Source organism: Pelomonas lactea (assembly GCF_043555885.1).
GTDB lineage: Bacteria > Pseudomonadota > Gammaproteobacteria > Burkholderiales > Burkholderiaceae_C > Pelomonas > Pelomonas lactea.
In genome coordinates this window covers 160,950-183,182 of the sequence record NZ_JBIGHX010000003.1, presented here as the reverse complement: position 1 = coordinate 183,182, position 22,233 = coordinate 160,950, and the positions used below count along the sequence as shown (strand labels likewise).

The window sequence follows — 22,233 nt, the reverse complement described above, 5'->3', positions numbered from 1 at the left end:
CTTGCAAAGTGGCGCGGGATTCTGCCAGCGCATCCTCATGAACAGCCTGCCTTCCTCCGCCGATGTGATCGCCGCCCACGATGCGGCCCTGGCCTCGGCCCCTGTGTCCGCCGAGGCGAACGACGTCACCGGCTGGATCGCCGTCAACCATTTCCACAACCGCAGCCTGTGGGCCCAGGAAGACCTGGCCCGCCGCACGCAGGCACCGGACGCCGACATCGTCGCCAACAAGCGCGCCATCGACCGCCACAACCAGGCCCGCAACGACGCCATCGAGCGCATCGACGAGTTCCTGCTGTCCGCGCTGGGTCTGGTGGACCCGGCCACCATCGGCACCGCCCTGCCCGTTTCCACCGTCGCGCCCGGCGCGCGGCTGAACAGCGAAACGGCCGGCTCCATGCTGGACCGCATCTCCATCCTGGGCCTGAAGATCGCCGCGATGCGCGAGCAGACGCAGCGCACCGACGTCGACGACGCGCACCGCCAGGCCTGCGGCGAGCGGCTGCAGCGGCTGGTCCAGCAGCGCGCTGACCTGGGTGCCTGCTACGACGAGCTGCTGGCCGACGCCCGCGCCGGCAGGGCCTACTTCAAGGTCTACCGCCAGTTCAAGATGTACAACGACCCGCGCCTGAACCCGGCGCTGGTGGCGGAGCGCAAGTGATATCGCCGCGCTTCGCGGCCAACCTCGACTGGCTGTACGCGGAGCATGCCTACCTGGACCGGCCCGCGGCGGCCCGCGCCGACGGCTTCAGCGCCGTCGAGCTGCAGCAGCCGCACCTGCACGACACCGCGGCACTGAAGGCGGCGCTGGGCGACCTGCGCGTCGTGCTCATCAACGCGCCCGCGGGCGACTGGGCCGCGGGGGACCGTGGCTTCGCCGCCCTTCCCGGCCGCGAGGCCGAGTTCCGCGACATGACGCTGCGTGGGCTGGAACTCGCTACCCGGCTGGACGCCGCCCGCGTGCATCTGCTGTCGGGGCTGGCCGAGGACGGCGAATCGACACGCGCCACCTGGCTGGACAACCTGCATTGGGCCGCGGAGCAGTCGACGCTGCCGCTGGTCGTGGAGCCCATCAACCGGCGCGACATGCCGGGCTACTTCCTGCACCGCCAGTCGCAGGCGCTGGCGCTACTGGCCGAGTTGGGCTCGCCGCGCGTACAACTGCAGCTGGACCTCTACCACTGCCGCATCGCCGAGGGCGAGTCCGCAAGCCACCTGGCCCGCGCGCTGGACCTGGGCCTGCTGGGCCATGTGCAGGTGGCTGGCGTGGCCGGCCGTCACGAGCCTGCGGTCAGCGAGTACGCAGCCGATCTCGCTTTGCTGGAGGCGCGCGGCTGGCCCGGCGCCGTCGGCCTGGAGTACCGGCCACGTGCCGGCACGTCGGCCGGCCTGGGCTGGCTTACAGCCGCTCGCTGATCACGCCGCGCAGCGCCTCGGCCAGCGCGCGGCGGTCCTGGCCGGCCACATCCACGCTGGGCAGGATCTGCACCTCGATGCCCAGACCGCGCGCCGAGGCGATGGCCCACAGGCTCTGCGCCAGCGTTGTGTCGCCGATGAAGCGCGCCGACACGGCGAAGCGCTCGCCCGGCGCGTGCCAGCGCAACACCAGCGGCAGCACCGGCGCCTGCGCCGACACTGCGGCTTGCAGCAGGTTGGCATGGAAGGGCAACAACTCGGGGCCGGGGCCGGTGGTGCCTTCCGGGAAGAAGGCCACGCAATCGCCCGCCTGCAGCGCCGCGGCCGCCTGGTGCACGACGCGCAGCGCATCGCGCTTGCTCTCGCGCTCGATGAACAGCGTGCCCGCGCCCTCCACCAACGCGCCCACCAGCGGCCAGTGCTTCACGTCGGCCTTGGACACGAAGCGCGCCTGCGGCAGCACCGCATGCACGGCCGCGATGTCCAGCCACGACACATGGTTGGCCACCAGCAGATGCCCGGCGGGCAAGGCCTGGCCCTCGGCCTTCAGCGTGATGCCCAGGATGCGCAGCGTCTTCAGCGACCACCACTGGATGAGCTGGTGCCGCTCGGTGGCGGACAGCAGCTCGAAGCGGCGCCTGACCAGCCACAGCCCATGCAGCACATGCGGCACAAGGCGCGCCAGGCGCCAGACCGCCCGCATCAGGCCTCCCGCCGGCCAGCCGCTCGGGCGGCGGCGAGCAAGGCGCGCATGCGGGCCGTCATGCCTTTTCGAAGGCCACGTGCCCGGCCACCAGCGTGCAGCGCACGCGCGCCGGCAGCTCGAAGCCGGTGCGCTCGAACGCGAACGGCGTGTGCTTGCCCTGGCTGGCGAGCTGCTCCGGCGTGACGGCCCAGCTGGCATCGGCGTCGAACACGCAGACGTCGGCCACGCCGCCTTCCACCAGGCGGCCGGCACTCGCGGCCAGCGAGCCCAGGGCGCCGCCCATCACGCGCACCGGCTCGGCGGTGACGACAGCCAGCGCACGCTGCAGCGGCAGGTCGGCGTCGCGCGCCCAGCGCAGCGCCAGGCTCAGCAGCAGCTCCAGCCCGGTGGCGCCCGGCGTGGCCTCGGCGAAGGGCACGGCCTTCTCGTCGGTCGTCACGGGCATGTGGTCGGACACCAGCGCGTCGAGGGTGCCGTCGGCCAGGCCGGCGCGCAGAGCGTCGCGGTCGCGGCCCTGGCGCAGCGGCGGCGTCAGGCGCATGGCGGAGTCGAAGTAGCCGATGTCCACATCGCTGAGGTGCAGCGAATTGATGGACACGTCGGCGGTGACGGGCAGGCCTTCCTTCTTGGCGGTACGCACGAGCTCCACGCCGGCGGCGCTGGAAAGCCGGCACAAGTGCACGCGGGCACCGGTGGCACGCACCAGCTCGAAGATGGTGTGCAGCGCGATCGTCTCGGCACTGACCGGCACACCGGACAGGCCCAGCCGCGTCGCGACCGAGCCGCTGGCGGCCACGCCGCCGCTTAAGTACGCGTCCTGCGGGCGCAGCCAGACGGTGTAGCCGTAGGTCGCCGCGTACTGCAGCGCGCGGCTCAGCACGACGGTGTCCTTGATGGGCACCTCGGCCTGCGAGAAGCCGATGCAGCCGGCCTCGGTCAGCTCGGCCATCTCGGTCAGCGCGGTGCCGCCCAGTTGGCGCGTCAGTGCGCCGAGCGGGAACAGCCGGCAGCGGCTGAGCTTGCGGGCGCGGAACTTCAGCATCTCCACCAGCCCGGGCTCGTCGAGCACGGGGTCGGTGTCCGGCGGGCAGACCAGGCTGGTCACGCCACCGGCCGCGGCCGCGGCGAGCTCGCTCTCCAGCAGGCCTTCATGCTCGTGGCCGGGCTCGCGCAGGCGGGCGCACAGGTCCACGAGGCCGGGCGCGACGATGAGGCCGGTGGCGTCGATCGTGCGGTCGGCGGTGAAGTCGGCCGCGTCGCCCAGCTTGACGATGCGGCCGTTGGCGATGGCCAGGTCGCCGGTGCGGTCCAGGTTGCTGGCCGGGTCGATGAGGCGGCCGTTCTTGATCAGGATCTTCATGCTCATGCCTCGTTGCCAGCCAGGATGGCCATGACGGCCATGCGCACCGCGATGCCGAAGGTGACCTGCGGCAGGATGACGCTGCTCTTGCCGTCCGCCACCTCGGACGCGATCTCCACGCCGCGGTTGATGGGGCCCGGGTGCATGACGATGGCGTCGGGCTTGGCCAGCGCCAGCTTGTCCGGCGTCAGGCCGAAGTGCTTGAAGAACTCGCCGCTGCTGGGCAGCATGCCGCCGTTCATGCGCTCGTTCTGCAGGCGCAGCATGATGATGACGTCGGCGTCCCTCACGCCCTCGGCCATGTCGTGGCAGACGCGTACGCCCATGTCGCGCAGGTCGCCGGGCACCAGCGTCTTGGGGCCCACCGCGCGGATCTCGGGCACGCCCAGGATGTTGAGCGCGTGGATGTCGGAGCGGGCCACGCGCGAGTGGACGATGTCGCCGACGATGGCCACCGTCAGGTTGCGGAAGTCCTTCTTGAAGTGCCGGATCGTGTACATGTCCAGCAGGCCCTGCGTGGGGTGCGCATGGCGGCCGTCACCGGCGTTGACGACGTGCACGTGCGGCGCGCAGTGCTGGGCGATCAGGTGCGGCGCGCCGCTCTCGCTGTGCCGCACGACGAACATGTCGGCGTGCATGGCGCTGAGGTTGGCCACCGTGTCCAGCAGCGTCTCGCCCTTGGCGGTGGAGCTGCGCGCGATGTCCAGGTTGATGACGTCGGCGGACAGGCGCTTGGCCGCGATCTCGAAGGTGGTGCGGGTGCGCGTGCTGTTTTCGAAGAACAGGTTGAACACCGACTTGCCGCGCAGCAGCGGCACCTTCTTGACCTCGCGGTCGTTGACGGACAGGAAGCTGCCGGCGGTGTCCAGGATCTGCTCGACGACTGCGCGCGGCAGGCCTTCGATGGACAGCAGGTGGATCAGCTCGCCGTGCTTGTTGAGTTGAGGGTTGCGTTTGCTGAGCATCACTTCACCTCAAAGGCAAATCGGCCATCGTCGCTGCGCGCCAGGCGCAGGCTCTGGTCGGCGTTGAGCGTCACGCGCGCCGCCGAGAAGGCGGGCTCGATGGGCAGCTCGCGGCCACCGCGGTCCACCAGCACCGCCAGCTGCACGCGCGCCGGGCGGCCGTAGTCGAACAGCTCGTTGATGACCGCCCGCGTCGTGCGGCCGGTGTAGAGCACATCGTCGATGAGCAGGATGTCGCGGCCGTTCACGTCGAAGGGCAGCTTGGTGTGGTCCGCCTTGGCCAGGCCGCGCGACCCGAAGTCGTCACGGTGCATGGCGCTGGAGATGGTGCCGCAGGCCAGGCCCAGGTCGGCCGCCAGACGCTCGGCCAGCCATGCGCCGCCACTCCAGATGCCCACGAGGGCGGTGTCGGGCGTCAGCAGCCGCTGCACGCCTTTCTTCAGTTCGAGGTACAGCGCCTCGGCATCAAGCAGCAATTCACTCATGGGTGTTCTCTAAAAAACTGTTCCAGGATCAGCGCGGCGGCGGCGGCGTCCACGTCGAGTGCGCCCTGGGCCTCGGCCTCGACACTGGTGTAGCGCTCGTCCACCTCGAAGACCGGCAGGTGGTAGCGGCCGGACAAGCGGCGGCCGAAGTTCTGCGCCTTGGCCGTCATCTCGTGCGGGTTGCCGTCGGGATGGCGCGGCACGCCGATGACCAGCGCGTCAGGCTGCCACGTCTTGATGAGATCCGCTATGGCGGCGAAGTCGCCGCCCTTGATCGTGCCACGCGGCTCGGCAGCGCCCAGCAGCCGCGTGCCGGAGGCCACGCCGATGCGGCGCAGGCCGAAATCGAAAGCAAGAAAGGATTGATGGGCCGGCGTGAGGGCGGGAGCCATCATCAGGCGTGGCCCGCTTCCGTGCTGAGCATGCGCGGATCGATGCCCAGCAGGCCCAGGGCCTTCTCGTAGCGCTGCTCCACGGGCGTGTCGAAGATGATCTCGGGCGCGGCGTCCACGGTGAGCCAGCCGTTGCGGCCGATCTCTTCCTCCAGCTGACCCGCGGCCCAGCCGCTGTAGCCCAGCGTGACGAGCAGCTTCTTGGGGCCGGCGCCGTTGGACAGCGCCTCCAGCACGTCGCGGCTGGTGGTCATCTCCAGGCCGCCGGGCACGGCCAGCGTGGCGTTGTAGTGGCCCCCCTGCTCGTCCAGCGGCTCGTGCAGCACGAAGCCACGGTCGGTCTGCACCGGGCCGCCGTAGTAGACGGGGGTCTCGGACAGTGCATCGGCCGGTGGGCTGAGCTCCACCTTCTCGAACAGGTTGCCCAGCGTCAGGGAGATGGGCTTGTTGATGACCAGGCCCAGCGCCCCGTTGTCGTTGTGCTCGCAGAGGTAGACCACGGTGCCTGCGAAAGCCTCGTCGGCCATGCCCGGCATGGCGATGAGGAACTGGTTGGTCAGGACGATCCGGTCGGCGGGCATGGCCGGCATTTTATTCTGCGGGTATGACCACCCGCCTCGACCGTGCTCTCGTCTGGTTTCGCCGCGACCTGCGGGCCGATGACAACGCTGCGCTGTACCGCGCCCTCACCGGCGCCCGCCAGGTCTTCTGCGCCTTCGTGCTGGACCGCGACATCCTGGACGCCCTGCCCCGCGCCGACCGGCGCGTGGAGTTCATCCTGGGCGCGCTGCAGGTGCTGGACGAGGACCTGCGCAAGCTGGGCGGCGCGCTCATCGTGCGCCATGGCACGGCGGCGGACGAGATCCCGCGGCTGGCCGCCGAGCTGGGTGTGCAGGCGGTGTTCGCGAACCACGACGACGAGCCCCAGGCGCTCAGCCGGGACGCCCGCGTGGCCGAGCGACTGGCGTCCTTCAACGCCGCGCTGCGCACGTTCAAGGACCACGTCGTCTTCGAGCGCCGCGAGGTGATGACGGGCGCGGGCGGCGCCTACGGCGTGTTCACGCCCTACAAGAACGCATGGCTGAAGAAGGTCGACGAGTTCTACCTCAGCAGCTATCCGGTCGAGCGGCACGCGCAGGCACTGGCGACGACGGCGCTGGCCAACGGCGTACCGGCGCTGGCCGACATCGGCTTCCGGCCCGCCGGACTCACCGCGCACGTGGGCCAGGGCAGCCGCGGCGCCGACGCGCTGCTGGACGACTTCCTGGACCGCATCTCCGACTACGACAAGAAGCGCGACTTCCCGGCGATCAAGGGGCCCAGCTACCTCAGCGTGCATCTGCGCTTCGGCACGGTGTCGATCCGGCGCCTGGCGCGCATCGCCCACCAGCGCATGCTGGGCGGCGACCACGGCGCCGAGGTGTGGCTGTCAGAGCTGATCTGGCGCGACTTCTATCACCAGGTCATGCACCACCATCCGCACGCGATGACAGCGGCCTTCCGGCCTGAGTACGACGCCATCGCGTGGGAGACTGGACCGCACGCCGACGCCCTCTTCCAGGCCTGGTGCGAAGGCCGCACGGGCTTCCCGCTGGTGGACGCCGCGATGCGCCAGCTCAGCCAGACCGGCTACATGCATAACCGCCTGCGCATGGTGACGGCCAGCTTCCTGGCCAAGGACCTCGGGCTGGACTGGCGCCGCGGCGAGGCCTGGTTCGCGCGGCAGCTGCTGGACTTCGACCTGGCCGCCAACAACGGCGGCTGGCAGTGGGCCAGCAGCAGCGGCTGCGACGCCCAGCCCTACTTCCGCATCTTCAACCCCACCGCGCAGAGCGAGAAGTTCGACGCCGAGGGGCGCTTCATCCGCCGCTACTGCCCGGAGCTGGCCGGGCTCGATGCCAAGGCCATCCACGCGCCCTGGGAGCGCGCGCCGCTGGCGATGCAGGGTGTGGACTACCCGCGGCCCGTCGTCGACCACGCCGTCGCCCGCGAGCGCACGCTGGCGCGCTACGCGGTCGTGAAAAGCCGCGCACTGCCCTAGGCGGAAAACACCCCACGGGGTGACCGCACGGGTTTTGCAGACCCTCCCTAGAGGCCCTGCACCTTGTAGACGCCACAGCCCACCAGCAGATCGCCCGGCAGCGGCAGCACGAACGACACCTTGTCGTTGACGGCGCCGGTGCCCGGGTGGACGGTCTGGTAGTCCACCCAGCCGCCGCCCGCGTCGGTACGCACGAAGCCCTCGCGCAGCAGGTGCTCCCACTGCAAGCCCTGCACCTGGCGCAGGTGGCCGCCATGCAGCCCGGGGTTGGGCCCGAAGGCCGTGAACACGCCCTCGCGGTTGAAGATGAAGATGTACATGTCGCGGTCGAAAAACTCGCCTGCCCGGTCCACGAGCCGCGGCACGGCGGCGCGCAGGCCATCCCGCTTCACCAGCGCGACGGCGCGCTCGACAAGGCGGCGCGCCTCGTCGGCGCTGCCCTGGCGCAGCCGCACGGTCTGTGCGGCGCGGGACAGTTCCTCCGTGCGCTCTCCCAATTCGCGCGCGGCGCGCGCCGAGTCGGCCACCATGGCCGCATTGCGCTGCGTCAGCGCGTTGGCACCCTGCACCGCCTCGGCCAACGTGCCCAGGCCGGCCGCCTGCGCCACGCTGCCGTCGGCCATCTCGCCGACACGGCCGCTCAACTCGCGCACGCCGCCGACGATGTCGGCCAGCGTCTGCCCCAGCGTCTCAATACTGCGCGCGCCCTGCTCCACCTGCTCGGCGGACTGCGCGATCAGCCGCTTCACCTGCGCCGCCGACGCCGCGCTGCGCTGGGCCAGCGCGCGAACCTCGCTGGCCACGACCGCAAAGCCACGCCCCTGCTCGCCGGCCCGCGCGGCCTCCACGGCCGCGTTCAGCGCCAGGATGTTGGTCTGGAATGCGATGCTGTCGATGACGGCGATGATGTCGCCCATCTCGTGCGAGCTCATCTCGATCTGGCGCACCTGCCCGACGGCCGACTGCATCAGCGCCGCGCTGGATTCCGCCGCTTCGCGCACCCGGGTGGAGACCTGGTGGGCCGCCTGCGCATGCTGGGCCGTCTGCCGCACACGCTCGCCCAGGGCCTGCACCTGCTCCGAGGCGGACGCCAACTGGCTGGCCTGCGCGCGCGTGCGCTCGTCCAGCTGATGCGTACCGCGGGCCAGCTCCTGCCCGGCCATCGCGAGGATGCTGGCGTTGTTGCGGATCTGCGCGACGCGGTTGGACAGCGAAGCGCACATCGCATTGAAGTGCCGCCCCAACCCAGCCGCTGCACCGTCCTCCACGGTGACCGACAGGTCACCCCGCGCAGCCGCGTTCAGCCCGCCATCCAGCCCCCCGCCCTTCGCCACCGTCCCGCCAACGCCACCAGCCGCCCACGAGCCTGCTCCGCGCCATCACCTGCTCCTTGTCTGCGTTGTCGAGAAGGGACTGGCAGTGTCCGGGCGGGCGGTCGTCAGCGGCAACCATGAATCAGAAATTTGATGGAATCCGCCCGGCAAAAACAGAAATCCGCATCGCCGCAACCGTAGCCCTTCCGGCACGGACGCAAGCCCGCAAACTGACACGAAGGGATGACCGGCAGGGCCGGCCTGGGCACCTGCGTGCCCCTAAGGCCTCGCCCCCGCCGTCAGAGGGCGCCGAATGCGGTCGCCTCGGCCAGCGTGAGCAGCGCACGCGGCGAGATCGCGTCGGCCGGAAACAGCGCCATGCCGATCTCCACGCTCAGCACATGCTCCATGCCGGCGTGGGCGAACGGTTGGGCCAGCAGCGCCGCCAGGCTGCGCGCGTGGGCGGCCGCCTGCTCGGCGTGCTCCAGGTGGGTCAGCACGACGGCGAACTGGTCGGCCGAGCTGCGCGCCACGATGTCGGCGTCGCCGCTGGCCTCGCGCAGCCGCAGTGCCACCTGCCGCGCCAGCGCGTCGGCCACGTCCTGCGGCAACCGGGCCAGGCCGGCCAGGCGCAGCACGTAGACGGCCAGGTCCACCCCGTCGCGCGTCGCGGCGCGGGCGGCCTGGTCCAGGCGCTCGTGCAGCGCGGCCTCGCTGAACAGGCCCGTCAGGCCGTCGCGCAACTGCGCGGCGGGTCGTCCGTGGGGGGTGGTGGCGCTGCTGGCGGTCAGCGCCGCGAGGTCGCCAAACAGCGTCTCCAGGCCGCTGGCCTTGTCGTAGAAGGCATCCGCGCCTGCGTCCAGGCAGGCGCGGCGGTAGGCATCCAGGTCCTGTGCGGTCAGCACCGCAATGCGCCCGGCAAACCCAGCGCCGCGCAGTTGGCGCACCAGGCCCAGGCCGGAACCGCTGGCCAGCGACAGGTCCACCAGCACGACGTCCGGCTGGGTCCACTTGATCAGCGCCAGCGCCTGGCGTTCGCCCGCCGCCTCACCGACGACGCGCATGCCGGGCAGCGTTTCCAGGCGGCGCACCAGCAGGCGGCGGATGGACACCGCGTCTTCAACGAGGAATATGTTCATGGCGGCCATGGTCATGCCGCGGCGGGACGGACGGCAGCGGCCGATGCCGGCGCCGCGCCAGCGGCGTTGCCGCGACCTCGTGTAGGGGACTTGCCTACACGCCGGCGTATCGCATCAGGCGTCGGTCAACCCGTGATGCACGCAGTACTTCGTGAGCTCGGTGTTGTTGGCCCAGCCCGTCTTCTCCAGGATGCGGGCACGGTAGCTGCCCACGGTCTTGACCGACAGGTGCATGGTCTCGGCGATCTGCGCCGGCGCCTGACCCGCGGCGATGAGCAGCATGACGCGGTGCTCCTGCGTGGACAGCAGCTCATGCGGCAACGCCTGCGGAGACTTGCCGCTGAGCAGGCCCAGCAGGTGGTCCGCCATGGACGACGTGACATAGCGTCCGCCCTCGGCCAGCCGCCGCAGCGCGACGCGCAGTTCGTCCGGCGCGCGGTCCTTGGGCAGATAGCCGCTGGCGCCCATCTGCATCAGCCGCGCCGCGTAGGCCGCCTCGGCGTTCAGGCTCAGCACCAGCAGCGGTACGTCGGGCAGCACGCGCAGCAGCCGGCTCGCACCCTCGGTGCCCTGGGCGTCCGGCAGGGACAGATCCAGCGTCACAAGATCCGGCCGAGCCGCCGCAATGCACTGCAGCGCCGCAGCGATGGTGGGCGCCTCGTCCACCTGCGCGTCCGGCCACTCCTGACGCACCAGTTGCACGATGCCCACGCGCATCAGCGGATGGTCATCGACGATCAGCACTCTCATCACCACGTCCCTCCCGCGTCGCCGCCGCCGGCGGCCTCGTTGACCTGCAAGGGCAGCCACACTCCCACCCGGGTGCCGCCCCCGGGCGCCGGACCGAACTCGAAGCTGCCGCCCGCCAGGGTCGACCGCTCGCGCATGCCACGCAGCCCCGACGCATCGGGCCGCACGTCACCGGGCCCCTGGCCGTTGTCACAGATCTCCAGCAGGTAGCCGTCCACGCCGCCCTGCTGCCACGGCTTCCCGGTCACGCGCAGCGCACTGGCGCCCGCATGGCGCAGCACGTTGGTGCACGCCTCCTGCACGATGCGGAACAGCGGGTTGGCCTGGTCCGGCGCCAGCGCATCGGCGGCGTCCAGCGTCAGCGTGGTCGTCAGGCCGGACTGGCGCTGCAGCGTCTGCAGGTAGTGCGACAACGCCGCTTCCAGCCCCAGCTCGTCCAGCAGCGGTGGCCGCAACGCCGCGGAGATCTGCCGCGCCGAGCGGATGGCTTCCTCGGCCATGTTCTGCAACTCGTCCACCAGAGGCTCGGTGCGCGGCGCCAGCTTGCTTCGCAACGACAGCGTCAGCATCTTGATGGCGGTGCCGACCTGCCCGAACTGGTCGTGCACCTCACGGGCCAGGCGCCGCCGCTCGGCCTCCACGCCACGCTCCAGCTCGACCGCAAAGCTGCGGATGCGCGCCAGCGCTCGCTGCAGCTCCTCGGTGCGCTGGGCCACCTGGCTCTCCAGCGTCGCGTTGGCCTGGCGCAGACCAGCCTCGGCGGTGTCGCGCAACCGACGCTCGCGGAACATCAGCGCCAGCGCGAAAGCCAGCGCCACGATGCCCGCGCCCAGCAACAGCCGCCCCAGGCGCGTCGTGCGCTGCTGCACCTCAAGGCTCGCACGATCGGCGTCCGCAACCCGCTGCTGCTGCCCCTGGCTCAGCTGGTCGATCTCGAAGCGCAGGTCATCCATGACGCGCTTGCCCTCGGCGTAGGCGCCCAGGTCGCGCATGACGGCATCGCCGCCGGACACGCGCCGAGCGATGATCACGCGGGCCTGCTCCAGCCGCTGGCGGACCAACTGATCCAGCCGCTGCAGTGACAGGGACGGCGCCCCCGCCCGTGCCAGCCTCTCGCGCAGGCCGGCCTTGAGCTGGCCCAGCTCCAGCAGCGCCTCCTCATAGGGGCGCAGAAAAGGCTGCTGGCCGGTGATGATGAAGCCGCGCTGCCCCGTCTCGATGTCCAGCAACAAGGTCTTGAGCCGCTGCAGATCCGCCTCGGTACGCATCGCCTCGCTGCGCTCCGTGTCGCGCACGAGCAACTCCGCCAGACTGCGCGACGTGCCCACGGCGGCGCCCACGAAGGCCAGCACGGCAGCCAGCAACAGGCTGAACGGGAGCCAGGAATAACGCATCTGTTGACCGGCGCGCGGGTCCAGGGACCGGGGTCCACACCGGGCGCAGGCGCCGGCGCGGGGAAGTCGCGCCTAGGCTATGGCCCTGCCCGAGAAAATGCAAGAACCGGGCTTGCCGCGCTTGACGGACGCGTTAGGACTCTGACACAGGCCTAGAACAGCTCAACGTCGCTGAGCTGCGTGGCTTCCTGGATCACGCCGCTGGCCACCAGCGCCGCATAGTTGTGCACCTGGTTGCGGCCATGTGCCTTGGCGTGATAGACGGCCTTGTCCGCGCGCTCAAAGGCGGCGGCCGGCGCATCACCCGCGCGCACCTCGGTGAAGCCGATGCTGACCGTGATGCGGCCCACCTGCGGGAAGGCGTAGCGCTCGGTGTTCAGCCGCAGCCGCTCGAAGGCCTCGCCGGCGTGTGCCTCCTCGTCGCAGCGCATCAGCACGACGAACTCCTCGCCGCCGAAGCGGTACAGCAGGTCGTGGAAGCGGAACGAGCCGCGCATCAGGCGCGACAGCAGCAGCAGCACCTCGTCGCCAATCAGGTGGCCGAAGCGGTCATTGACGGACTTGAAGTGGTCGATGTCGATGACGCCCAGCACGTAGTGGGGCGTGGCCGTCTCGTGGCGGCGGTCTTCGGCCTCATGCTCCACTTCCGGCCGGTGCGGGATCTCGGAGAGCACCTTGAGGAAGCTCTCGTCGAAGGTCTTGCGGTTGAGCAACCCCGTCAGCGTGTCGCGCTCGGAGTAATCCAGCAGGCCCTGGAAGTTGTGATAGATCCGCAGCACGCTGCTGACCATGCGCTGCGCGGCCGTGCCCAGCCTGCGCGTCGACAGGATCTCGATGACGCCAATGACGTCGCGGTCCGTGGCGATGGGGAACAGGTACAGCCACTGCCCCGCCTGCGCCACCTGCGTGACGCTGCGGCTGCGCATGGCCTCCAGCCGCAGCGGATGCTCGGCGGACAACGGCAGCGCCTCGGGCTTGGCCCACAGCGGGTCGGCCGACGCGACGGCATCGCCCGCGCGCAGGTGCGCGCGGGTGAGCCAGCGCTCGTTGCCAGGCTCGCCCACCAGCCGGTAGATGGCGGCCGACTCGGGCTCGAGCAGGTCGCGCAGCGCCATGACCAGTGTGACGTCCATGACGTCACGGTCACGGAAGCCCGTGAGCTCGGCAAGGTGGTCGACTACCTGGGACATGGCGTCAGGCTACCACCGACGCCCGCGTGTACTGGCGAATCAGGCCCAGCAGTTGCTCTTCGTCATAGGGCTTGCCGAGATAGTGATCCACGCCAAGCTGCGCTGCATAGTCGCGATGCTTCTGCGCGATGCGGGACGTGATCATGATGACCGGCAGGCCGGCCAGGCGCGTATCCGCCCGCATGTTGCGCACCAGGTCGAAACCGTCCATGCGCGGCATCTCGATGTCCGACAGCACAACCGACGGCAGCTCGTCCGCCGACAGCTTCTCCATCGCATCCAGGCCGTCCTTGGCGAGCATGACGCGGAAACCCACGCGTTCCAGCAGGCGCTGGGTCACGCGGCGCACAGTCAGCGAATCGTCAACCACCAGCACCAGAGGCGCCTGCACGACGTCGTCGAACACCGGCGCGGCCGGCATCGGCGTGTCGACCTGAGCGTTGACCGCGGACAGGCGCGCCTGCGCGTCGGCACCGTACCAGTCCGCCAGCGCGACGACGTTGTAGATCAGCGCCACTTCACCCGAGGCCAGCAGGCTGATGCCTGCCAGGCCCGGCACGCGGTTGAGCTGCGCACCCAGGTTCTTGACGACGACTTCCTGGTTGCCGACCACTTCGTCCACATGCAGCGCGAGCGCGGCCTGCGCGCTGCGCACCAGCACGACCGGCGCGTGCTTGCCATGCGTATGACCCCGGCCGGCATGACCCAGCAGGCCGCCCAGCCAGTAGAACGGCAGCTCGATGCCGCCGTACTGCAGCTTGCCGGTGGCGTAGGCCGCCTCGACGGCCTCCACCGGCACACGCTGCACGGACTGCATCAGTGCCGCAGGCACGGCCACCGTCTGCTCGCCGCTCTTGAGCAGCACGATCTGCGTCAGCGCGGTGGTCAGCGGCAGGCGCAGCAGGAAGCTGGTGCCCTGGCCCGCCGTCGAAGCGGTCTCGATGCTGCCGCCCAGCGTGCCGACCTCGGCGCGCACGACGTCCATGCCGATGCCCCGGCCGCTCAGCTCGGTGATCTGGCTGGCCGTGGAGAAGCCCGGCGCGAAGATCAGCCGCTTGAGCTGGGCCTCGTCGGGTTCGGCGTCGGCCGAGATCAGCCCCAGCTGCAGGCCGCGCTCGCGGATGCGGGCAAGGTTCAGGCCGGCACCGTCATCGACGAAGTTCAGCAGCACTTCGTTGCCGTGCTGGCTGACCTCGATGCGCAACGTGCCGGTGGCGTCCTTGCCCACCGACGTGCGCACGTCCGGCATCTCGATGCCGTGCGCCACGCTGTTGCGCAGCAGATGCTCGAAGGCGCCCGCCGTGCGCTCCAGCACCGAGCGGTCCAGCTCGGTCTGGCCGCCGCTGATCTCCAGCTTGACCTGCTTGCCGGCATCGCGGGCCGCCTGCCGCACGACGCGGTGCATGCGCTCGCCGATGCTGTCGAAGTCGACCAGGCGCGTGCGCAGCAGGTCGTCCTGCAGCTCACGCGTCAGCCGCGACTGGGCGGCCAGTTCGTCTTCGCCGGACTGCACGCTGCGCGTCAGCGTGCGCTGCAGCGTGGCCACGTCGCCGACCGACTCGGTCAGCATGCGGGTCAGCTCCTGGAAGCGGGTGTAGCGGTCGAACTCCAGCGGGTCGAACTCGCGGCCACCCTGCTGCGCGGCTTCCTGCTGCGCGTGCATCTGCGCCTCGGCCTGCAGGTCCAGCTCGCGCAGCTGGGTGCGCAGGCGCTCCAGGTTGTCGTCCAGGTCCAGCAGCGCGCCCTTCATCTGGACGAGCTCGGACTCCATCCGCGCACGGCGGATGCTGACCTCGCCGGCCTGCGTGGCCATGCGCTCCAGCAGACTGCCGCGCACGCGCACCAGCGCCTGGCCGATGGCCAGGTTGTCGCTGCCCGGCGCCACTTCGGCCTCGCCGGCAAAGCGGCTCCAGTCGATCTCGCGCGACGGCTCGGCCGCGGCCTCCTCGATCGGCGCCGGCTGCGCAAAGCGCGCCAGCGGCTCGGGGCGGGGTTCCGGCTGTGGCAGCGGCTCCGGCGCGGCGACCGGTGCCGGTGCCGCCACAGGCGCGGCGACGGCGGCCGGCGCGCTCAGGCTGCGGCCCAGCGCTTCAAAGGCATGCTCCAGCGCGTCGCCCTCGTGCTGCAGTGCTTCGACCTGACCGTAGTCGGCCGTGCCGGCGCGCAGCAGCGTCTCGACGCCCGACTCCAGCTGGTGGGCCTGCTCGCCCAGACGCATCGCGCCGGCGAGGCGGGCCCCGCCCTTGAACGTGTGCAGCGCACGCATGCAGGCGTCGGAGCGCGCCAGGTCGGCCGGCTCGGCCAGCCAGTCGCGCAGCGCGGCGTGCAGCTGCTGCAGCAGGTCGCGCCCCTCTTCCTCGAAGATCGGGAAGAGCTCCGGCTCGATGGCATCGGGCAGCCCGGGCTCGGGCTCGGCCTCTGCAGCCGGCATGGCCGGCTCGACGGGTTCGGGTAGCACGTCCGCCAGCGCGGCGGCGACGGTGACCTGAGGCTCCGGTTCCAGCTCGTTCACCGGCTCCGGCTCCGGCTCCAGCGCCAACTCCGGCACGGCTTCGGCCGATGCTGCAGGCTCCGGCTCCGGCTCCGGCTCGACGACTGGCTCGGGCTCCAGCTCCGGCAGCGCCGCCGCGACGGTGGCCTGAACCTCGGGCACGGGCTCGGCAAGGTCGGCGGCCACGGTGTCGGTGCCGTAGGACGAGGCCAGGTGCGGCTCGTCCAGCGGCACGGCAGCGGTCAGCGGCTCCTCCTGCGGCTGGTAGGCATGCAGGCGGGCGACGACGTCCGGGTCGTGCGGTTTTAGGAAGCCGGCCGCGAACTGGTGCAGCAACACGCGGATGTCGTCCGCGGCGCGCACGAACAGCTCGGCATCCTCCGCCTCGTAGGCAACGGCACGCTGGGCGCGGCCCAGCGCATGCTCCAGCTCGCGGGCCAGGCTGGAGAGGTCTTCATAGCCCACGGTACCGGCGTTGCCCGCCAGCGCATGGGCCTGCACCTCGCAGCTCTGCGGCACCGGCGGCGTGCGCTCGACGGCCCACTCCGCCAGTCCCACGGCCAGCTTGCGCGACAGCTCGTCGGCCTCGTTCAGGAAGATGTTGAACAGCGCGATGCTGATGCGCAGCGGGCCGATGACCTTGTAGCCTTCGTCCAGGTCGACCGGCTCGGGTTCCGGTTCGGGCTCCGGCGCCGGCACGACGGTCAGCAGCGGCTGCGACACGGGTTCGTGGTCGTGGTCGGGCGGCAGCGTGGGCTCGAAATCGGGCTCGCCCAGTTCCAGCGCCGACAGCGCCAGCGTCTGCTCCTCGGGCCGAGCCGGCACATCGACGTCCGGCAGCGGCTGGGGTTCGATGACCAGCGGCTCGTCCTGCGCCAATTCCAGCCGGAAGTTGGCCAGCGTCTGCTCCTCCGACGGCGGCACCGGCAGCAGCTCCGGCAGCGGCATCGGCTCGGTGGGCTCGTGGGGGGCCTCGTCGCGCGCAGCGGGCGAACCCAGGTCCAGCGTAGGCTCCTCGTCGGGCAAAGCCGGAGCGGCCTCCGCAATGACGGCATCGGCCAGGTCCAGCACGAAATCCGGCGCCAGCGGCGTCTCCTCGGCCGGTGGCGGGGCGACGTCGATGACCTCCGGTGCCGGCAGCGGCGCAGCCTCCGCAGCAAAGTCGACCACCTCCACCGAGGCCTCGGCCTCCAGCGGCAGGTCGACGTCGGCGGGCGCCGGCGCAGCGGCCAGCGGCAGGAGCTCACCATTCAGGCGCAGCGCATCGGCGCTGCGGCGCAGCGGGTCGGGCAGACTGGTGCCGGGCTCGTTGCCGGCGATCTGTTCGCGCCAGTGGGCGAAGTAGTCCAGCGCCTCGGTCGTGAAGGCCTGCAGCGCCGTGTCGGCCTGCGGGGTGTGCTCGGCCAGTCGGGCGTTGTAGAGCTGCTCGCAGGCCCAGGCGCCTTCGCCGAAGTCGGTGAGGCCCACCATGCGGGCACTGCCCTTGAGCGTGTGGAAGGCGCGGCGGACGACCGTGAGCTGGGCGTGGTCGGCCGGCGCATCGCGCAGCGCGGCCAGCGCGGCACGGGCGTTGGCGATGACCTCGTCGGCCTCCTCCAGGAAGATCTCGCGCATCTCCGGGTCGTCGGCGACGCTGGGCTCCGCCGAAGGAGCGGGGGCAGGCGGCGGCGGTGCGACGACCGGCGCGGGTGCGGGCGCCAGCGCGGGCTGGGACAGGTCCAGGTCGGGCAGGCTGAGATCGGGCAGATCCAGCGAGGCCAGGTCCACGCGCAGCGGCTGTGTGGCCTCGACGTCCAGCGTGCCTTCGACTTCGGGCTCCAGGTCGACATGGAAGCCGCTGGCCTCGAAGTCGGGCAGCTCGACAGCACCTTCGCGGCGGCCCATGACGGCGTCCAGCCGGCCGGTGCGGTCGTCGAACTGGAACATGCGCTTGGCCAGGGCCGGCTGCACGCTCAGCATGTCGATGAGGAAGCCCAACGCGCCCAGGTTGGTGGCCAGGCGCTCGAAGACGTCACGCGCACCGGGGCGGTTGAAGTCGATCTCGGTACTGGCCAGGCCGTCGATCTCGTCGCGCATGCGCACGGTCGCGAGCGCCGCCTGGTCCAGTCCCAGCACGCTGAGCACGCCGCGCATGGCCTGCAGCTGGCCGGGCACGGGGATCAGCAGCTCGCGGTGGGTCGGGTCGCGGAAGTACTCGTCGCACTGCTTCTCGACCTCCGACAGGCTGGCGCGCAGTTCATGCACCACGCTGCCCAGCGTCTGGCGGTCGGAGACACGGCGATAGAGGTCCTCCATCCAGTCTTCCAGCGGCTCGGCCGGCTGGCCGTGGCCGACGGCCTCGACGCGGCGCGCCAGGCGGCGCACGCGCTCGGCCTGTTCGGGCTGGTCGAAGGCGGCGTCTTCCAGCGCGGCTTCGACGTACAGCAGGCTGGTGGCGACTTCCATCGCCAGTGCCGGCGGCGGCGTGGAGCGCGAACGCAGCGTCGCGACGACGGCGCGCTGCAGCGTCTGCGCCAGCACCTCGCCGCTGGGGAACAGGCGGGTCAGCGATTCGGCCAGGCCGGCGAACTGCTCGTCCAGGCTGGACAGGCGATGCTGGTCGCCCTCGGCAGCGCTGGACCAGCTCTCCTTGGCGGCCAGCACGCGGCGCTTGGCCTGTGCGACCCAGGCCGGGTCGATGCGACCCAGGCTGGCGTCCTCGTAGTCGCCGGCATGTTCGTCGCTGAGGCGGAAGGCTTCGTGCACGGCCGACAGGCGCGGGCCGGCGCCCTGCGTCACGCGACACTGGGCACAGAAGAACAGCAGGTCCTGCGCGAGGCGCTCGGAAACCTCGCCCTTGCCCAGCACGCGCAGTTCATGCAGCAGCTTGGAACCCAGGCGCTTGGTGTAGGCGTCGCTGCCCAGCAGCTTCAGCGCCTGGCCTTCGAAGACGGCGGCGGCCAGTTGCCACAGCGTGCGGCCCGTGCCGGCCGGCAAGGTGGCGGCGAGGCCGGCACACAGGCCCGACAGGTTGGCGGCATGCGCCGAGCTGGGCTCGCGCATGTGGCGCAGCAGCGCCGCCTCGAACGGCGCACGCACGGCGTCGGGCGAGCGCGGCAGCACGCCCGGCTCCAGCGGAATGCTGCGCCAGGCCCAGTCGTAGGCCCACAGGTCGGCCGGGTGGATGCGCTCGGCGCCGTTGAGCTGCTGCAGCGCGCGGTAGCTGGGATACAGCGCCAGCGCGGAGGTCTTGTTGCCGGCCAGCAGGCGGGCGACGTAGGCCAGCAGCGCGAAGTCGGCACGCTCGATGACGTCCACCGTCGCGGCCTCGACCTCCAGCGGGCGCTCGGCCAGCCGCGCGACGGCCGACTCGGCGGCGCGCAGCACGGCTGCGCCGGCGGGCAGGCCCACCAGCGACAGCACACCGCTGACCTGGTGGAGCTGGGCCGAGGCCTGCTGCAGCGGTGCGCTGGGCTGGGCATCGGCGCCGAAGGCGTGGAGCCGGTTGTCGTTGCCTTCGCGCACGTGGCGGCGCAGGGTCTTGTGCACCGACTCCAGCGAGCGGCGCAGTTCTTCCTGAACCCACGCGAGCGGGCTGAGGTCGGCCGGGAGTTCGGCGTCTCGCAGGGAGCTGTCCATGTCGGCTCGTCAGGCGACCTTGAATCGCGACACGGATGCGCGCAGCGCCTCCGCGGACCGCGACAGTTCATGCACCATCTGCGCCGTGGAGCGCGTGCCCTCGGAGGTCTGCTCCGTCACGGCAAAGATGTGCTGGATGTTGGACGCCACCTCGTTGGCATGCTCGGCTTCCTGCTGGGCCTGCGAGGAGATGCGCACGATGAGTTCGTCCAGCTGGCGGGACACGCTGTCGATGTCTTCCAGCGCGCGGCCGGCCGCGTCGGACAGCTGGGTACCTTCCACCACACCGCGCGTGGAGCGCTCCATGGCGGCCACGGCGTCGTGGGTGTCGGTCTGAATGGTCTTGACCAGCGCGGCAATCCGGCGCGTCGCGTCGCCGGAGCGTTCGGCCAGCCGCTGCACTTCTTCCGCAACCACCGAGAAGCCGCGACCGGCTTCACCGGCGGAGGCGGCCTGGATGGCCGCGTTCAGCGCCAGCACATTGGTCTGTTCCGTAATGTCCGAGATCAGCTCCGTGATCTCGCCGATTTCCTGCGACGACTCGCCCAGCCGCTTGATGCGCTTGGACGTTTCCTGGATGGAGTCGCGGATGGCGTTCATACCGGCGATGTTGTTCTGCATCGCGGAGAGACCCTGCTCGGCAGCTTCCCGGCTCTTGCGCGCCACCTCGGCAGTCGTCTGCGCCTGCGCGGACACCTCGGTAATGCGGCTCGCCATGCCCAGCACGGCCTCGCCGGTCGCGCGGATCTCGTGCAGCTGTTCCTTGGACGCGGCCAGCAGGTCGGTGGACGTCTGGTCCACCGCGCCGGTGGTGTCCGTCACGCGGGCCGCCGTGGCCTGCACCTGGCCCACCAGGTTGCGCAGCTCTTCCACGGTGTAGTTCACCGAGTCGGCGATGGCGCCGGTGATGTCCTCCGTCACCGTGGCCTGTTGCGTCAGGTCACCTTCAGCGACCGTGGACAGTTCGTTCATCAGCCGCAGAATGGCCGCCTGGTTGGCGTCGTTGACGCGCTTGGCCTCCTGCTCCTGCGCTTCGGCTTCGCGGCGCTGGGCCTCGGCCAGCTCGGCGCGGCCGGCCTGGTCGGCCAGGTACAGCCGCAGGAAACCGACAGCGCCGGTCACCAGCGCGGCCAGCGACGCGATCAGCAGCAGGATCAGGCCCCAACCTGCACCGCCGGACTTTTCCAGGTCGGCAGCGGCCTGCTCCAGGCCCTTGCGCAGCGGTTCGGAGTCGCCCAGGATGGCCGTCTGCGCCTCACGCGCCGACACCAGGCCCTGCAGATTGCCCAGAATGGCGGAGGCCTGCGTGCGGGTCTGCTCGTACTGCTTCAGCAGCGTCTGCAGACGTTCCTTCAGCTGCGGGTCGCGGGCGGCGTTCAGGCGCAGCTCGGGGCTGCCGTTGATCAGAGCCTCGGTGATGAGCTTGAAGGAGTTCAAGTCCTTGCCCAGCAGGAACACGGCCTCGGGGCTCACGCCTTCCTGCGTCAGGAATTCGTTGGCACTCTTGCCGATACGCTGCGTCAGCATGACCAGCTGACCGACGGCGGACACCTCGCCCGCCGACGAGCCGATCTGCAGCGCTTGAGATGACACGGCCTCGGCGCTTTCCAGCAGGTCGCTGGACTGGCGGTTGATCGCGCGCAGCGCGGAACCCACCTGCGTCAGGATCTTTTCCTGGCCTTGCACGACCTTGCCGTTCTTCTCGGCACGCTCGACCAGCGGCTTGAGCGTCTCCAGCACGGGCTGCACGGCGGCCGGCGCGATGGCCAGGTCACCCTGGCCGGTGCGCAGGTTGCCGACCACGCTGCTCAGCGTGCTGACCGACTCGCGCAGTTCGCCGAACGCGGCCTGGTTGCCCACCAGCGCGGCGGACACGGACTTGGCCATCCGCTGCGAGTGCATCAGCGCCTGACCAGCAGCGCGCACCTGCGCGGCGCTGCGGTTGGACGACACCAGCACCAGCGAGACCGACAGCGCCGTGCCGACGAAGCCCAGGGCCACCAGACCCGTCAGCACGCGCTGGCGGTGGCGACCGAACAACTCGCCCAGCTTGGCCGGCCCGGAGGGCGGCGTGTCCAGCGACGGCAGCGACGTGGGGTCGGCCGCCTGCGTGGTCGGCGCGAAGTTCATCGTGCTGGCCGGAAACTCGCTGTTGGGGCCCGGCTCCGTGGGCATGGCCGGCGAGATGATGGATGGCGTCTCGGGACGCGGCAGATCGGCACCGGCGAGGGTGGAGTCGGCGGGGCGTGTGCCGTCAAAGCCGATGCCGCGCGTGTCGATGGTCGTATCGGCCGCTTCGACGGGCGCCGCCAGCGGCGACTCGTCGGCTTCGGACTTTCCCCTGATCTTGTCCAACAGGCTCATCTCACCCTCGTTCTTCAGTGTTTGTGACGTCCGCTTTCCCGCGCGGACTTCAGAGACTAGAAAGCGCGCATCACGCGACGATGTGCAGGAAGTTCTCCTGCCTGGACAACGCTTCCAGATTGATTTCCTGCCATTGCCGACCGGCATCGTCGCGGCGCAACGCCCCGGCGAAGCGGGGCAGCGGCCCGGCAGGCTGCTCGGCGGCCAGCGGCAGTTGTTCGTCACTGCGCAGCCCGGCCAGGCGGTCGACCAACAGTGCGCAGTTGAGGTTCAGTTCGCTGCTCAGCGACACCAGCCGCGTCTGCGCCGACACCAGGCGGCCCGGCGACGGTTCGCGCAGCCCGAGATAGACGGCCAGGTCCACGACCGTGAACAGACCGCCGCGCAGGTTGGCCACACCGGCCAGCCAGGGCTTGGCGTAAGGCACGGGCTTGATGGGCACGGGCGCGAAGATTTCGCTGGCCTGCTTCAGCGAGAAAAGCAGGCCGACGCCGGCGCAATCCACCGCGAGCCAGTTCGCGATGAGCGTGGTCTCACGCGCGGCCTGCATGCGCTCGGCCAGCCGCTGTTGCAGTTCACGGAGCGCGGTCTTGTTGGCCATGCGCTTTG

Annotated in this window: 16 protein-coding genes and 2 pseudogenes; 3 read left to right on the top strand and 15 right to left on the bottom strand. The window is 70.8% G+C overall.

What is annotated here, in order from left to right:
- Nucleotides 1-37 precede the first annotated feature (37 nt).
- Entirely contained in the window at nt 38-661 is a 624-nt protein-coding gene (locus ACG04Q_RS09335; protein WP_394510635.1) for a DUF4254 domain-containing protein, read from the top strand.
- Complete coding sequence (locus ACG04Q_RS09330) at nt 658-1,416, top strand: hydroxypyruvate isomerase family protein (RefSeq protein WP_394510634.1); 759 nt, start codon at nt 658-660, stop codon at nt 1,414-1,416. The genes ACG04Q_RS09335 and ACG04Q_RS09330 overlap by 4 nt, the downstream gene beginning before the upstream one ends.
- Here the strand turns inward: ACG04Q_RS09330 and ACG04Q_RS09325 are convergent.
- From ACG04Q_RS09325 to ACG04Q_RS09300, 6 genes are read right to left on the bottom strand one after another with little or no spacing between them, the layout of a single operon-like run.
- The gene (locus tag ACG04Q_RS09325) at nt 1,400-2,119 is read right to left on the bottom strand and encodes a lysophospholipid acyltransferase family protein (protein WP_394510633.1); all 720 of its coding nucleotides are present in this window, start codon (nt 2,117-2,119) and stop codon (nt 1,400-1,402) included. The genes ACG04Q_RS09330 and ACG04Q_RS09325 overlap by 17 nt on opposite strands.
- A gap of 58 nt (nt 2,120-2,177) precedes the next feature.
- Nucleotides 2,178-3,482, bottom strand: coding sequence for a dihydroorotase (locus ACG04Q_RS09320; RefSeq protein ID WP_394510632.1), 1,305 nt, complete (start codon nt 3,480-3,482; stop codon nt 2,178-2,180).
- A 2-nt stretch (nt 3,483-3,484) separates the two neighbouring features.
- Entirely contained in the window at nt 3,485-4,447 is a 963-nt protein-coding gene (locus ACG04Q_RS09315; protein ID WP_394510631.1) for an aspartate carbamoyltransferase catalytic subunit, read from the bottom strand.
- Nucleotides 4,447-4,932, bottom strand: coding sequence for a bifunctional pyr operon transcriptional regulator/uracil phosphoribosyltransferase PyrR (gene pyrR / locus ACG04Q_RS09310; RefSeq protein ID WP_394510630.1), 486 nt, complete (start codon nt 4,930-4,932; stop codon nt 4,447-4,449). Before pyrR ends, ACG04Q_RS09315 begins: the two co-directional genes overlap by 1 nt.
- Entirely contained in the window at nt 4,929-5,327 is a 399-nt protein-coding gene (ruvX, locus tag ACG04Q_RS09305) for a Holliday junction resolvase RuvX (RefSeq protein WP_394510629.1), read from the bottom strand. Before ruvX ends, pyrR begins: the two co-directional genes overlap by 4 nt.
- Nucleotides 5,327-5,914 (bottom strand): YqgE/AlgH family protein, encoded by a 588-nt coding sequence (locus ACG04Q_RS09300; protein WP_394510628.1) that lies wholly within the window; start codon nt 5,912-5,914, stop codon nt 5,327-5,329. Before ACG04Q_RS09300 ends, ruvX begins: the two co-directional genes overlap by 1 nt.
- 14 nt (nt 5,915-5,928) lie before the next feature.
- On the opposite strand from ACG04Q_RS09300, the gene ACG04Q_RS09295 reads away from it, so the two are divergent.
- On the top strand, nt 5,929-7,365 hold the full coding sequence (locus ACG04Q_RS09295; protein ID WP_394510627.1) for a cryptochrome/photolyase family protein: 1,437 nt from the start codon (nt 5,929-5,931) through the stop codon (nt 7,363-7,365).
- 47 nt (nt 7,366-7,412) lie between these two features.
- On the opposite strand, the pseudogene ACG04Q_RS25715 reads toward ACG04Q_RS09295, so the two are convergent.
- The 9 genes and pseudogenes from ACG04Q_RS25715 to ACG04Q_RS09255 form a co-directional block, all read right to left on the bottom strand.
- Nucleotides 7,413-7,820 (bottom strand): annotated as a pseudogene (locus tag ACG04Q_RS25715) (cache domain-containing protein); the annotation flags it as partial.
- 153 nt (nt 7,821-7,973) lie between these two features.
- Nucleotides 7,974-8,528, bottom strand: a pseudogene (locus tag ACG04Q_RS25710) (methyl-accepting chemotaxis protein); the annotation flags it as partial.
- Between the two features lie 449 nt (nt 8,529-8,977).
- Nucleotides 8,978-9,817: a response regulator gene (locus tag ACG04Q_RS09285; RefSeq protein ID WP_394510625.1), complete on the bottom strand. Its 840-nt coding sequence runs from the start codon at nt 9,815-9,817 to the stop codon at nt 8,978-8,980.
- Between the two features lie 114 nt (nt 9,818-9,931).
- The gene (locus tag ACG04Q_RS09280; protein WP_394510624.1) at nt 9,932-10,567 is read right to left on the bottom strand and encodes a response regulator; all 636 of its coding nucleotides are present in this window, start codon (nt 10,565-10,567) and stop codon (nt 9,932-9,934) included.
- Nucleotides 10,567-11,961, bottom strand: coding sequence for a CHASE3 domain-containing protein (locus ACG04Q_RS09275; protein WP_394510623.1), 1,395 nt, complete (start codon nt 11,959-11,961; stop codon nt 10,567-10,569). Before ACG04Q_RS09275 ends, ACG04Q_RS09280 begins: the two co-directional genes overlap by 1 nt.
- 152 nt (nt 11,962-12,113) lie before the next feature.
- On the bottom strand, nt 12,114-13,151 hold the full coding sequence (locus ACG04Q_RS09270; RefSeq protein WP_394510622.1) for a GGDEF domain-containing protein: 1,038 nt from the start codon (nt 13,149-13,151) through the stop codon (nt 12,114-12,116).
- A gap of 4 nt (nt 13,152-13,155) precedes the next feature.
- Entirely contained in the window at nt 13,156-19,260 is a 6,105-nt protein-coding gene (locus ACG04Q_RS09265; RefSeq protein WP_394510621.1) for an Hpt domain-containing protein, read from the bottom strand.
- 9 nt (nt 19,261-19,269) lie between these two features.
- Nucleotides 19,270-21,624, bottom strand: coding sequence for a methyl-accepting chemotaxis protein (locus ACG04Q_RS09260; protein WP_394510620.1), 2,355 nt, complete (start codon nt 21,622-21,624; stop codon nt 19,270-19,272).
- Nucleotides 21,625-21,694: 70 nt separating this feature from the next.
- Nucleotides 21,695-22,225 (bottom strand): chemotaxis protein CheW, encoded by a 531-nt coding sequence (locus ACG04Q_RS09255; protein WP_394510619.1) that lies wholly within the window; start codon nt 22,223-22,225, stop codon nt 21,695-21,697.
- Nucleotides 22,226-22,233: the final 8 nt, after the last annotated feature.

Coding starts and splice junctions, on each gene's coding strand:
- ACG04Q_RS09335 (WP_394510635.1), top strand. CDS start 38: ATGAACAGCCTGCCTTCCTCCGCCGATGTGATCGCCGCCCACGATGCG.
- ACG04Q_RS09325 (WP_394510633.1), bottom strand. CDS start 2,119: ATGCGGGCGGTCTGGCGCCTGGCGCGCCTTGTGCCGCATGTGCTGCAT.
- ACG04Q_RS09320 (WP_394510632.1), bottom strand. CDS start 3,482: ATGAAGATCCTGATCAAGAACGGCCGCCTCATCGACCCGGCCAGCAAC.
- ACG04Q_RS09315 (WP_394510631.1), bottom strand. CDS start 4,447: ATGCTCAGCAAACGCAACCCTCAACTCAACAAGCACGGCGAGCTGATC.
- pyrR (WP_394510630.1), bottom strand. CDS start 4,932: ATGAGTGAATTGCTGCTTGATGCCGAGGCGCTGTACCTCGAACTGAAG.
- ruvX (WP_394510629.1), bottom strand. CDS start 5,327: ATGATGGCTCCCGCCCTCACGCCGGCCCATCAATCCTTTCTTGCTTTC.
- ACG04Q_RS09300 (WP_394510628.1), bottom strand. CDS start 5,914: ATGCCGGCCATGCCCGCCGACCGGATCGTCCTGACCAACCAGTTCCTC.
- ACG04Q_RS09295 (WP_394510627.1), top strand. CDS start 5,929: ATGACCACCCGCCTCGACCGTGCTCTCGTCTGGTTTCGCCGCGACCTG.
- ACG04Q_RS09285 (WP_394510625.1), bottom strand. CDS start 9,817: ATGAACATATTCCTCGTTGAAGACGCGGTGTCCATCCGCCGCCTGCTG.
- ACG04Q_RS09280 (WP_394510624.1), bottom strand. CDS start 10,567: ATGAGAGTGCTGATCGTCGATGACCATCCGCTGATGCGCGTGGGCATC.
- ACG04Q_RS09275 (WP_394510623.1), bottom strand. CDS start 11,961: ATGCGTTATTCCTGGCTCCCGTTCAGCCTGTTGCTGGCTGCCGTGCTG.
- ACG04Q_RS09270 (WP_394510622.1), bottom strand. CDS start 13,151: ATGTCCCAGGTAGTCGACCACCTTGCCGAGCTCACGGGCTTCCGTGAC.
- ACG04Q_RS09265 (WP_394510621.1), bottom strand. CDS start 19,260: ATGGACAGCTCCCTGCGAGACGCCGAACTCCCGGCCGACCTCAGCCCG.
- ACG04Q_RS09260 (WP_394510620.1), bottom strand. CDS start 21,624: ATGAGCCTGTTGGACAAGATCAGGGGAAAGTCCGAAGCCGACGAGTCG.
- ACG04Q_RS09255 (WP_394510619.1), bottom strand. CDS start 22,225: ATGGCCAACAAGACCGCGCTCCGTGAACTGCAACAGCGGCTGGCCGAG.